This is a genomic window from uncultured Brachyspira sp. (genome assembly GCF_944390845.1).
GTDB classification, from domain to species: Bacteria; Spirochaetota; Brachyspiria; order Brachyspirales; family Brachyspiraceae; genus Brachyspira; species Brachyspira pulli.
On sequence record NZ_CALXRM010000006.1, the window covers coordinates 1 to 13131 of the forward strand.

The window sequence follows — 13131 nt, forward strand, 5'->3', positions numbered from 1 at the left end:
AAATTATGATACACCTATGTTATACTTTAAAAAACTAAGGAATACTTAATGCAATATGTCTGGCTCCTGTGCATTATTTAATAATTAATTCAATAAATATTATAGTATTTTTATTTAACTTTTATAATATAATTTTTATATTAAACTATAGCATTATAAATAAATGATTAAAATAAACTATAAAAAAATATATATTTATTTTTATACAATTAAAACAATATTGTACCAATATAATAAATATTAAAAAATAAATATAAAAGTTCTTGACATTTTTTATTATTTATAATAATATTATTGTCAATAGTAAATGTTTTTTAGGAAAAAATAAAAATGTACACATTAACTAATTACAATTTATTTTTCAACAATTCTTCAAGGCGTTAAGCCTCCAATTCTTATTTTCAAAAAATATAATTCTAAAAAATAATTAACAATTTAAAAAACTAATATTATTCATTAATATTCACAGGAGTATTGTATTATGGTAAAAGTATCTATCGTAGGTGCAACAGGATATGCAGGAATAGAATTAATAAGACTATTATTATCACATAGTCAAGTTGAATTAAAAAATCTATCATCAAAAAGTTTTGTAGGTCAAAATATTGATGAGATATATGCAAATCTAAACAAAAACTGCAGTAAAACATTAGTAGATGAAAATGAAATATTTGAAGATACTGATGTAGTATTCGCTTCATTGCCTGCAGGTTTAAGCGATGAAATAGCAAATAAATGTTTTGAAAAAAATATTTTATTCATAGATTTAGGTGCTGATTTCAGATTAGACAATGAAGAAGATTATAAAAATTGGTATGGAAAAGAATATAAATACAAAAACCTTCATAAGGAAGCAATATATTCTATACCAGAAATAATTAAATATGATAATGTATATAATAAAAAAGAATTAAAGAATGCAAAAATTATAGGAAATCCGGGCTGCTACCCTACTTCTATAGGTTTAGCATTAGCACCCGCATTAGTAAATAAACTTATACAAAAAGACGATATTGTAATCGATTCCAAGTCTGGAGCTACAGGTGCAGGACGTGAATTAAAATTAAATACTCATTATACAGAATGTAATGAGGCATTTGCTCCATATAAAATAGCAGAGCATAGACATACACCAGAAATAGAACAAACATTATCAAATATATATGGTGAAGATATAAAAGTTACTTTTGTACCTCATTTGCTTCCATTAAACAGAGGAATAGTTTCAACAATATATGCTAAATTAGAAAAGAAAGATACAAGTTTAGAAACTATACATAATATTTATAAAGAATTTTACAAGGATTCAAAATTTATAAGAGTATTAAATATAGGTGAAATAGCAAATTTAAAATATGTTAAATACTCAAACTATTGTGATATATCATTACATTTGGACAGCAGAACAAATAAATTAATAATAGTATCAACAATAGATAATATGGTAAAAGGAGCAGCAGGACAGGCAATACAAAATATGAACTTGGCATTAGGCTTTAAAGAAGATGAAGGATTGAATTTCATTCCTCCAGCTTTCTAAAAATAAAAATTGTGAACGTCTGCTAAGTTCACTTGGCAGACACTTAATGTGAACAATTTTTATTAGCAATAATAAAAGATGAAGGTTTAAATATGATACCTCCAGCCTTCTAAAATATAATAAGTTTATAGCTAGTAATTTTTAAAGCAATAAACGAGCAGCTGATAACGAAGTTGTCAGCTAATAATACTAAAATAAAAATTGTGAGTATCTGATAAGTTTACTTATCAGAGCCTAACAACGAACAATTTTTATTAATAATAAATTTATCACTAACAATTTTAAAGTGATAAACGAGCAGCTGATAACGAAGTTGTCAGCTAATAGGAAGCGAGTTTATCACTAACAATAATAGGAGATTTAAATAAAATGATAGATATTAAAAAAATAAATGGAAATGTATGTGCATCAAAAGGTTTCTTAGCAAATGGAATTTACTGCGGAATAAAGAAAAATAAAGAAAAAAAAGATTTAGCAATTATATATAGTAGCACTTTATGCTCTGTAGGTGCTGTATATACTCAAAATAAAGCATGCGGTGCAAATATAACAGTTAGTAAAGAACATTTAAAAGACGGTAAAGCTAAAGCAATTATATGCAATTCTGGTAACGCTAATACTTGTAATAAAAACGGCGTAGAAATAGCAAAAGAAATGTGCAAACTTACTGCTGATGTATTGAATATAGATGAAAAAGAAGTTGCAGTTGCTTCAACAGGAGTTATAGGAGTTCCTTTGCCAATAGAACCTATAAAGAATAATATAAAACAATTAATAGACAATGCAAATCATTCTGAAGAACATGCTAAAAATGCTGCTTCTGCCATAATGACTACTGATACATTTATGAAAGAAGTGGCTTACGAATTTGAAATTGACGGAAAAACTGTTCATATTGGAGGCATAGCAAAAGGAAGCGGAATGATTCACCCAAATATGGCTACAATGTTGGCATTCTTAACTACCGATTGTAATATAACAAGCGAAATGCTTCAAAAAGCTTTAAGTGAAGATACAAAATCCACATATAATATGGTAAGTGTTGATGGTGATACTTCTACAAATGATATGTGTGTTGTACTTGCAAACGGAGAGGCAGGAAACACTTTAATAGATAAAGAAGATGAAAATTATAAAATATTCTGCCAAGCATTAAATATGACAAATACTTATCTATCTAAAGCAATAGCTAAAGACGGAGAAGGTGCTACAAAGTTAATAGAATGCGAAGTAATAAATGCTGAAAGTTTGGCATTAGCAAGAAAAATAGCAAAATCTGTAATAACATCAAATTTAGTAAAAGCAGCTATGTTTGGATGCGATATGAACTGGGGACGTATTTCATGTGCCATTGGATATACTGAAGCTGATTTTGATATAAATAAAGTTTCTATAAATGTAGGTTCAAAATACGGTGAAATGAATGTTTATAAAGACGGATTCGGAGTTGAATTCAATGAAGATGAAGCTTTAAAAATATTAAAAGAAGATGAAATAAAAGTTACAATAAATATGAACTCTGGAAATTATAAAGCTACAGCTTGGGGTTGTGATTTGACTTATGATTATGTAAAAATTAATGGTTCATACAGAAGCTAATAATTTTAACTATATAAGGAAATTATATTTTGTTAGTTTTTTAATTATTCTTTTGTAATAATATTACTATAAAAATAAACTTTTTAATTAATGCGAAAAATGTACTAAATATATTTTATATATAAAATAATTTATACTTGTTTTTAAACAATATTAATCAATATTTAATTGGGGCTTTGCCCCAAACCCCAGTTCTTTTTGTGACCAAAAGAACCAAAAAGACTGCATTTTTTAACAATTTAGATTTAGAATAATTTTAAAACATATTTTAATAATAGAAAATAATATTTTATTAATAAATTATAATTGTATTTATAAAAAAGTATAAATTTTCAATATATAAAAAAAGGAAATAAAAATGGAAAATATTTCAAATAGAGATAAAGCTTTTATATTAAATCAGGCTTTACCTTATATAAAAAGATACGAAGGTAAAACTGTTGTTATAAAATACGGCGGAAGTGCTATGGAAAATCCTGAATTAAAGAAAAAAGTTATGAGCGATGTTGCTTTGCTTTCTACTGTAGGAATAAAAGTTATAGTAGTTCATGGAGGCGGAAAAGATATAACTGCAATGCTTAACAAGATAGGCAAAGAATCTAAATTTATAAACGGACTTAGATATACTGACAAAGAAACTGCTGAAATAGTTAAAATGGTTTTAGCTGGTAAAGTTAATAAAGAGTTAGTTGCCTCACTTGAAAACTGCGGTGGAAAATGTCTCGGAATATGCGGTATTGACGGAAACATGTTTAAAGTAAGCAAATATAAAGGAAGCGAAGATTTGGGATTTGTAGGCGATGTTGATGATGTTGATACAGATTTACTTAATACAATTATATCAAACAAATACATTCCAATAGTTGCTACTGTAGGATGCGATAAAGAAGGAAATGTTTATAATATTAATGCTGATACTGCTGCAGCTAAAATAGCTGAGAGTTTAAAAGCTGAAACATTAATATATATGACTGATACTCCCGGACTTCTACAAAATAAAGATGATGAAAGCACTTTAATAAGTCAGATAAATATTAAAGATATAGATAATTTAATAAATAACGGCACTATATCTGGAGGAATGCTACCTAAAGTTAAACATTGTATAGATGCTGTTGATAATGGAGTGTCAAAGGTATTTATAATAGATGGAAGATTATGTCATTCATTATTAATAGAGATGTTCACTGATGAAGGTATAGGAACTATGTTTTATAAAGATTAATAAACATAAAAAATTATGATTAGGAGTAAAAAATGCCTTGTAAAAAAACAAATAATAATCAAGATAATGAAAAATCAAAATTAAAAAAAGAATATATCAATAATAGTAAAAAATATGTTGCAAATACTTATGCAAGATTCGATTTAGTTTTAGAATTAGGTAAAAATGCAACGTTAAAAGATATAGAAGGAAAAGAATATATAGATTTAGGAAGCGGTATAGGTGTTAATAGTATAGGTTACGGAAATAAAAACTGGATTAATACTGTAACTAATCAAATAAAAACTTTACAGCATACTTCTAATTTATATTATAATAAACCTTATATAGATTTGGCAAAAAAATTATGTTCTATTACAAAATATGATAAAGTATTTTTCTGTAATTCTGGTGCTGAAGCGAATGAAGCTGCTATAAAATGTGCAAGAAAATATTCATTTAATAAATATGGACAAAATGGAGAATACAAAAGAAATAAAATAGTAACATTAAAAAACTCTTTTCATGGCAGAACTATGGCTACAATTTCGGCTACTGGTCAAGACGTTTTTCATAATTTCTTTTTCCCATTTTTGGAAGGTTTCTCATTTGCTGAAGCCAACAATTATGAGGATACTATAGAAAAATTACAAGATAATGCATGTGCTGTAATGATGGAGCTTATACAAGGCGAAGGCGGAGTTATACCTCTTGATAAAGAATACGTACTAAAGGTAAAAGAGTACTGCGAAAAAAATGATATACTTTTCATAGTAGATGAAGTTCAAACAGGAGTTGGAAGAACAGGAAAATTCTTATGCTCCGAACATTTTGGATTCAAACCAGACATCACAACATTAGCAAAAGGTTTAGGAGGCGGACTTCCTATAGGGGCAATGCTTATGGATAAAAAATGTTCCGATGTATTCGTTCCGGGAGATCATGCTTCTACATTCGGAGCTAATCCTGTAGTTGCTGCTGGTGCTTTAGAAGTATTAAATACAATAGACAAAGATTTATTAAAAGAAGTAACTAAAAAATCAAAATACATAAAAAGTCAATTAATGAAGCTTGATAATGTTGTAAGTGTAGATGGTATAGGTTTAATGCTTGGAATAGGTTTAAAAGAAGGATTAAATGCAAGAGAAATAGTAGAAAAATGCATATCAAAAGGAGCTATTCCATTAACTGCTAAAAATAAAATAAGACTTTTACCTCCTCTTACAATAAGTGATAAAGAATTAGAAAAAGCCGTTTCAATACTTTGTGAGTGTTTAGGATAAAGATAATAGACCTGCTTTATAATGATATTTTTAGTATTATAAAGCAGGTTTATATATACCTAAACAACTATATTTTGTCAAAATAATTTTTTTAATTTAAAATATTTTCAGGGCTTTGCCCCGAACCCCAGTTCTTTTACCGAGTAGGTACCTTTCGGTATTGGTATAAAAGAACCTATATCCTCGACAGGCTCGGATACGCTTCGCGAAGAACTGAATTTTTGACCTAAAACTATGATATTACACTATATTTAATATATATTCTTAAAATATAAAGTTCTAGAAATTGCGTTTTTCGCTCTGCGTGCCGTAGGCAGCAACTTTGGCGAAGCCCGCAGAGCGTGTGCGGCAAAAAAGTTGATAATTCTATATAAAGTGCATCGGTTGACAAACTTTAAAATTTTCAGTATATCATAAAAAATTATGCTGATATATCTCTCTTATTAAAAATAATCACAGTAAGTAGATTAGTTACTATTCCAATAACAAATAAGCATATAGTCCCAATTAAAAATATATTAAAATCGGTACTATATTTAGATGGTGCAAATAAACTTATCAAACTTAAATATTTAAAAAATTCTGCTTTATCGCCTACCCTTGATATCATTTGAAATAACATAAATAATATACAAAGTCCAGCACCAGACCAAAGAGAAATTGTAGTAGAAGAAAAACTAACAGAACTCAAAAAACATATACCTAAAAAAGAAAACCATAAACCGAAAAGCCCAATATTTATAATTATGAGTTTTGATATATCAAGTTCGCCTTTAAACATAATCTCGCTTGTAACTATAAGAACTACAGTTATATATAAATTTAATATAAATATTTCTAAAACAGCATTCAATATTTGTGTAGCTATTATTTTTATTCTTGAATTTGGTGTAGCAAATAAATATGCAATACTTCCTTTATCAATATATCTTATTACAAGTCTATTAACTAATAACACAACAAAAACTAATGGAAAATAATAAGCAAAAATGAATATAAATAATCAATTAAAAAGTCAGTTAAATTACTTGAAAAATTATTCATTCCAAATAATGCAAACATCTGAGGCATACTCTCAACCATAGAATTTAAACTATCAACAAGTTTAGGATCAAACATAGAAACTATAATTGCTCCATACATAGTTAATACTGCCGCAAATATTAATAATATTTTTAAATTTGATTTGAATTCTTTTTTAAGTAAAATGAAATTTATCATGTTTATCTCCATTTATAAATAAAAATTATATCTTTACAATTTTTATTTATTATAAAAATGTAAAAATAATTCCTCCAAAGTTTGATTTACAGAATTAATATCCAATATATCATAATTAGCAATTTCTTTTATAAAGTTATTAACTTCATTATTTGAAATTATAACTTTTACAGTATTATCATTTAATTCAGATTTAAAACTAATTTTATTTTTAAAATTTTCAGCATCTTTTTCTGTTTTAAAAAACACTTCAAAATTCTTATTCTTTTTAGATTTTAATTCCTCCATATCTTCTATTGCTATAAGTCTTCCGTCTTTTAATATAGCAGTTCTGTCACATGTTTTTTCTATCTCCTCAAATATATGCGATGACATGAAAATTGTAGTGCCTTTTTTCTTTTCTTCTAAAATTAAATCAATAAACTTTTTCTGCATCAAAGGATCAAGTCCGCTTGTAGGCTCATCCAATATAACAACTTCAGGATCATTCATAAAAGCACATACTATGCCTATTTTTTGTTTTGTACCTTTTGACATACTTTTTATTTTTCTATTAGCATCAAGTTCAAAAAAGTAAGTAAGTTCTTTAATTCTATTTTTATTTTTTATGAACTTCATATCAGAAATAAAATTTATAAAATCATTTCCTTTCATCTCGTCCATAAAAGCAATTTCACCTGGTAAATATCCAAGTTTTGATTGTATATTTTCTCTTTTATCAAAACAATTCATATTTAATATTTCTGCATTGCCTTTATCTGACTTTATAAATCCCATTAATTGTCTTATAGTTGTAGTTTTGCCTGCCCCATTAGGACCGAGCATTCCGAATATTTCACCTTTATTCACTTCAAAGGATAAATCAAATACTCCTCTGCTGCTTCCATAATCTTTAGTAATATTATCTACTTTTATTACAGACATAAATAACCTCCTATGTCTTTATAAATATTCTTTCTTGTATGAAATCTGCTTAAACATTTTCATCCATTTAGAATACTGTTTTATCATATCTTCTTTATCTATTTTGATACTCATTTTTTTTCTGCTTTGCAAATAACCTTCCGATGTGTATGTTATCATTTCTACAATATCTTGCATATTAATATCATCTTTAAATTTAGATGTATCAATATTTTTAAAATAAGCAGCTATATCAATTTGTTTTTTATTTTTATAATTATTAACTATTTCCTTAACAACTTCACTTTCATCAAAATATCCCTGTATCAAAAAATCAAATATAGATTTATGTTTTTCCATCATTTCTAATTTTTTATAAAAAGAATATTCCATAAGCTCAAAAAAATCTGTTATCTTGAAAAAATCAGAATCCGCTACAACTTTTTCTATATATTCATATACATACTTATAAACATATAAATATAAATTTTTCTTATTTTGAAAATGATACAATAAAAGTGACTTTGATATATTGGCATTGTTTGCAATATTTTCTAAAATAGCATGTTTATATTCATGCTTTGCAAACTCATCAATGGAGGCATTAATAATAGCTTCTCTTTTATCTTCTGGTATATTAGTATTTTTATTCATAACAAACCAAATTAATATAAAACTAACTGACCAGGTTAGTCAGTTAGTAAAATTTAACATATACTGATAATATTGTCAATAACATCACAAATATTTTTAAAAAATTTATTTAAGAAATAGAAAATAAAATACTAGAAAAATACAGATCATACTTCATCATTCAATATGGTCATATGAACATGATCTTCCCATTTACCATTAATCTTTAAATAGTTTTTGGCAAGACCTTCATTTTCAAAACCAAGTCTTTTTACCAATTCTAATGAAGGTTTATTATGAGGCATTATATTAGCTTCTACCCTATGGAGTTTAAGTTCTTTAAATACAATTATTATAGCTGCTTTAAGAGCTTCTGTCATATAGCCTTTATGCTGTTCAAATTCATCTAATTTATAACCAACAGTACAAGATAAAAAAGAACCAAGAACAATATTACTAAAATTAATCATTCCTATAATTCTTTTTTTATCTTCAATTTTATAAATCCAAAATTTAAGCATTCTTTTTTGTTTAACTTCTTCAAGCTCTCTTTTTATTATATCTTTATGTGTGGATACTTTATAAAAAACTTCTGGTCTTAAAGGATCAAACACTTCAAAAAAATCTCTGTTTCTGCTATAAAAATCAACTATTTGTGATGCCATATTAACATTTGGCTGAACTAAAAAAAGTCTATTAGTTTTATAAGTTTCTTTAAGCATAAAAATCCTTCAAGCTTCATCAAACCATAATTTTATAATCAACTATATTAAAACCTTCATGTTTAAGCAAATATTCTTTTTTATCAAGTCCGCCTGCATAACCAGTGAGCTTTTTATTTTTTCCAACAACTCTATGACAAGGTATTATTATAGCTATTTTATTTTTTCCTTCTGTCATTCCTACAGCTCTTGATATACTGCCTTTACGGCTTGAGATATTTTTTGCTATATCTGAATAAGTTAGAATATTTCCAAAAGGTATTTTAGAAGTTTCTATCCAAACATTATATTGAAAATCTGTTCCATATATTGCTAATGGTACAGTAAATATCTTTAATGAATTAGAAAAATAATTATCAAGTTCTTTTTTAGTTTTTTTTATAACGGAAGGTTCATCATATTCAATAATATTTTGATTATCATTTAGGGCAAATTCTAATGATGTTATGTATTGACAGCTATTATCTGTTGTAAGTATTAAATCTCCAATAGGGCTTTTATAAATATAGGCTTTATTATAATCTTCTTTTTTTTCAAGCCTAATTATATTCACAGTCTAACCTTTTTAAGATTAATAAGCGGACATGAAGTATATAAAGCTTCAACAACTTCAGGATTAACCGCAACAGATGCATATTCAAGCACATTAACGCTTACTAAATATTCAGCATCAATAGAAGCCACATATTCAGCAGTATCTCTGGCTGTGAAAAATACACAATAATCAAGTGAAACACCTACAAAATCAAGTATTAAAGTTTCTTTGTTTTCTCTGGCAGCATCAATAAATTCTTTGTGCATATAAGAGAAACCAGAATTACCTTCATCATCAGGATCAACACCTTTTTGAACGTATATATAATCCCTTTTCTTTCTAAGTCCGTCAACTATAGCCGAACCATAAGTTCTAGCAACACAATGACGAGGCCATAAAGTAAGAATTTCTTCATCTCCGGTATCTTGATCTATAACTTTTATTTTTGAAAAAGGTTCTTTTTCATGAGTTGAAGCAAAAGATATATGATTAGAAGGATGCCAATCTTGAGTAGCAATTATAGCATCATATTCACCGTTTTTTATAAGGTCATTTATAACAGGAACAAGTTTTGTAGCACCTTTTACTGCCATAGGACCGCCTTCCATATAGTCATTTTGCATATCTACTATTGTTAGTATTTTTATCTTACTCATAACTTATATCCATAATTTAAGAAATTTTTTGAAGCCCTATACTCTCTTGTACAGGAATAAGTGCTTGTATAGTTTCTTTTATAAGTTCGTCCATCGGAATACCTAACATCTCAGCACCTTTATTTATAACTGTTCTATCAACTTTGGCAGCAAATGCTTTGTCTTTTAATTTCTTTTTAACTGATTTTACTTCCATATCATCTAAACTCTTTGAAGGTCTAACCAAAGCACAAGCAGTAATAAAACCAGCAAGCTCATCAACTGCATATAATGTCTTTTCCATATTGCTTATAGGTTCAATATCTGTACAAAGTCCATATCCATGACTTTGAATAGCACGTATAAAATTCTCAGGCAAACCTTCTGCTTCTAATATTTCCTTCACTTTAATACAATGTTCATTAGGATACTTTTCATAATCCATATCATGTAAAAGCCCTACCATTCCCCACTCGTCTTCATCTTCTCCATTCTTTTTAGCAAAATATCTCATTACTGCCTCAACTGATAAGGCATGTTTATATAAAGAATGTTCGTCATTATACTTCTTAAATAATTCAATAGCTCTTTCTCTATCTATACTGGCCATTTAAAAAACCTCCAAAGATTAGCATAAGTATATATTATATTTTTCTATTTTTCAATATTTTTATTCTTATATTTATATAATATTTTATATAAATAAAATAAATATCACAAAAAAATTGTAATAAAAATAAATATAAAAACGAATATTATAATAGCAATTTAGTATACATAATACAATAAATAGGGACTATAATGAAAAAATTTATTATAATAGCTGTATTTTTTAATATAATAACTCTATATGCATTGACTGAAAATGAAAATAAAATGATAAATGCTGTAAAAACCGGCGATGCTAAGACTATACAATTGATGCTCTCTCAAAATGTTAATCCTAATCTTAAAGATGAAAGAGGATACACTTTAATGCATATAGCTGCTGAAAATAATCAAATTACATCTATAAATGTTTTAAGAACTTCAAAATATACTGATTTAAATACCCTATTAGATAAAAATACTAAAATAACAAAAAATAATAAATCAATAGACGGTTCCTATTGTTCTGCTATGGATATTGCAACTATTAATGATAATTTTGAATCTGTAAAATTATTGATTGATTGTGGAGCAAATATTAATTTTCAAATGAAAGAAAAACCAAGAAGTGAATTTTTAGCTTCAGAATATGCAAGTCCAAAAATATTAGAATTATATCTTAATAAAAATATCTATTTGCTTATGAATAGTGAAGATGTTGTATCATTAATTAAATCTGCAAGTATTGGAAACAATGTAGAGAATATAAACTATTTAGTAAAAACTTTAGGAATAGATGTTGATACTAAAGATACTAATACAATGCTTCATTATGCTGTAGGAAATGGATCCATAGAAGCAGCAAATGAACTTATAAAATTAGGTGCTGATATAGATAATACAAATGCAAACTTTAAAACTTCTTTGCATTACGTTATAGAAAATAATTCCAATAAATTATTAGAAAGTGTTAATCTTCTTCTTTCTAAAAATGCCAATCCTAATATACAAGACAAAAACGGAAATACTGCTTTACATTTAGCCGTAATTAATGCTCATAATTCAAAAGAATACAGCAAATATATAGAAGTTATAAACGCTTTAATAAAATACAATGCTAATGTAAATATATTAAATAATAAAAATCAATTAGCATTAAATATATCAGTTTCTAACAATGACACTGAAATATCAAATATATTAATCAATGCAAAATCAGAATTAAATAATATTGATAATGGATATGCCCCAATACATGTAGCTGTTAAAAATAATAATATTTCTATAGTTGAAAATCTTTTATTAAATGGTGCTGATGTTGATATGAAAGATAAAAAAGGATATAGTCCATTGGCTATAGCTGTAGAAAACAATAATTATGAAATGTGCAGAAAGATTATAAGAAGTAATGCAACTGTAGACAGTAAAGCAATAGAATTAGCAAAAAAAAGCAACAATAAAGAAATAAGAAGATTATTAGGTTTGGAAGAAGTAAATTAAAATATTATTATCTCACTGCACCGTATTTAATTAAAAGTTCAGCCATTTTATAATTTTTATTTTCTTCAGCCATTGTTAAAGCAGTTTTATTGTAATTATTTCTCTTATTTACATTTGCACCATTTTCTATAAACATGGTCACTAAATTTTGATAATCCAATATAGAAGCATACATTAAAACACTATAACCATGAATATCTTGAATATTAAGATCAGCACCTAAACTAATAAAAGTATCAATAGTATTAACATCAGCGGTATTTAAAACATTATACATTATAGCCGTTTTACCGTCCAAATTCTGAGCATTAACATCAGCACCAGATTCTATTAATAATTTTATAATACTAGAATCTCCATTTGAAGCATACATTAAAGCTGTAGATTTATAATTATCAGTGATATTAACATCAGCATTATACCATATAAGCATTTGTATAATATCAAAATCGCAATTATTGCATGCATATATTAAAGCTGTTTTTCCGCTGTCATTTTTCATATTCGGATTGGCTTTATTTTTTAATAATAATTCTAATGTATAAATATTTTTATTTAACACACAATACATTAAAGGAGTAACTCCGTATTTATCCTGAACATTAACATTTATATTTTGTTTACTCAATATACGTCTCATAGCAGCAACATCGGAAGTTTCAGCTGCCATAAGCAAATCGTTTTCATCTTGAGTGAATGAATATATAACATTACATAAGATACTGATAAATATAATAACAAATACGGATCTCATAATCTACAGTTCTA

The 13131-nt window shown here is 26.6% G+C and carries 14 protein-coding genes; 5 read left to right on the plus strand and 9 right to left on the minus strand.

Annotation, left to right across the window (positions count from 1 at the left end):
• Positions 1 to 481: 481 nt before the first annotated feature.
• The 4 genes from argC to Q0K52_RS02075 all read left to right on the plus strand — a co-directional run bounded on the left by argC (position 482) and on the right by Q0K52_RS02075 (position 5626).
• Entirely contained in the window at positions 482 to 1540 is a 1059-nt protein-coding gene (gene argC, locus Q0K52_RS02060; protein WP_297295946.1) for an N-acetyl-gamma-glutamyl-phosphate reductase, read from the plus strand.
• A gap of 369 nt (positions 1541 to 1909) precedes the next feature.
• On the plus strand, positions 1910 to 3139 hold the full coding sequence (argJ, locus tag Q0K52_RS02065) for a bifunctional glutamate N-acetyltransferase/amino-acid acetyltransferase ArgJ (protein WP_297295948.1): 1230 nt from the start codon (positions 1910 to 1912) through the stop codon (positions 3137 to 3139).
• Positions 3140 to 3497: 358 nt separating this feature from the next.
• A complete protein-coding gene (gene argB, locus Q0K52_RS02070; protein WP_297295951.1) occupies positions 3498 to 4364 on the plus strand; it encodes an acetylglutamate kinase in 867 nt (288 codons plus the stop codon).
• A gap of 32 nt (positions 4365 to 4396) precedes the next feature.
• Positions 4397 to 5626, plus strand: a complete 1230-nt coding sequence (locus tag Q0K52_RS02075) for an aspartate aminotransferase family protein (protein ID WP_297295953.1) — start codon at positions 4397 to 4399, stop codon at positions 5624 to 5626.
• Between the two features lie 421 nt (positions 5627 to 6047).
• Here the strand turns inward: Q0K52_RS02075 and Q0K52_RS02080 are convergent, their stop codons facing one another.
• The 8 genes from Q0K52_RS02080 to Q0K52_RS02115 form a co-directional block, all read right to left on the minus strand.
• Positions 6048 to 6584, minus strand: coding sequence for a hypothetical protein (locus Q0K52_RS02080; protein ID WP_297295954.1), 537 nt, complete (start codon positions 6582 to 6584; stop codon positions 6048 to 6050).
• Positions 6585 to 6592: 8 nt separating this feature from the next.
• Positions 6593 to 6847 carry a hypothetical protein gene (locus Q0K52_RS02085; protein ID WP_297295956.1) on the minus strand — a complete coding sequence of 85 codons (255 nt, stop codon included), beginning with the start codon at positions 6845 to 6847 and terminating at the stop codon, positions 6593 to 6595.
• Between the two features lie 42 nt (positions 6848 to 6889).
• Complete coding sequence (locus tag Q0K52_RS02090) at positions 6890 to 7771, minus strand: ABC transporter ATP-binding protein (RefSeq protein ID WP_297295958.1); 882 nt, start codon at positions 7769 to 7771, stop codon at positions 6890 to 6892.
• Between the two features lie 18 nt (positions 7772 to 7789).
• Complete coding sequence (locus Q0K52_RS02095; RefSeq protein WP_297295960.1) at positions 7790 to 8404, minus strand: TetR/AcrR family transcriptional regulator; 615 nt, start codon at positions 8402 to 8404, stop codon at positions 7790 to 7792.
• Between the two features lie 146 nt (positions 8405 to 8550).
• Positions 8551 to 9105 carry a GNAT family N-acetyltransferase gene (locus Q0K52_RS02100; protein WP_297295962.1) on the minus strand — a complete coding sequence of 185 codons (555 nt, stop codon included), beginning with the start codon at positions 9103 to 9105 and terminating at the stop codon, positions 8551 to 8553.
• Between the two features lie 19 nt (positions 9106 to 9124).
• Positions 9125 to 9658, minus strand: coding sequence for a methylated-DNA--[protein]-cysteine S-methyltransferase (locus Q0K52_RS02105; protein ID WP_297295964.1), 534 nt, complete (start codon positions 9656 to 9658; stop codon positions 9125 to 9127).
• Positions 9655 to 10296 (minus strand): isochorismatase family protein, encoded by a 642-nt coding sequence (locus Q0K52_RS02110; RefSeq protein ID WP_297295966.1) that lies wholly within the window; start codon positions 10294 to 10296, stop codon positions 9655 to 9657. Before Q0K52_RS02110 ends, Q0K52_RS02105 begins: the two co-directional genes overlap by 4 nt.
• 16 nt (positions 10297 to 10312) lie before the next feature.
• Positions 10313 to 10885, minus strand: a complete 573-nt coding sequence (locus Q0K52_RS02115) for an HDIG domain-containing metalloprotein (protein ID WP_297295968.1) — start codon at positions 10883 to 10885, stop codon at positions 10313 to 10315.
• Between the two features lie 191 nt (positions 10886 to 11076).
• Between Q0K52_RS02115 and Q0K52_RS02120 the strand changes: the two genes are divergently transcribed.
• Positions 11077 to 12363, plus strand: a complete 1287-nt coding sequence (locus tag Q0K52_RS02120; RefSeq protein ID WP_297295970.1) for an ankyrin repeat domain-containing protein — start codon at positions 11077 to 11079, stop codon at positions 12361 to 12363.
• Between the two features lie 7 nt (positions 12364 to 12370).
• Here the strand turns inward: Q0K52_RS02120 and Q0K52_RS02125 are convergent, their stop codons facing one another.
• Positions 12371 to 13117, minus strand: a complete 747-nt coding sequence (locus Q0K52_RS02125) for an ankyrin repeat domain-containing protein (RefSeq protein ID WP_297295972.1) — start codon at positions 13115 to 13117, stop codon at positions 12371 to 12373.
• Positions 13118 to 13131: the final 14 nt, after the last annotated feature.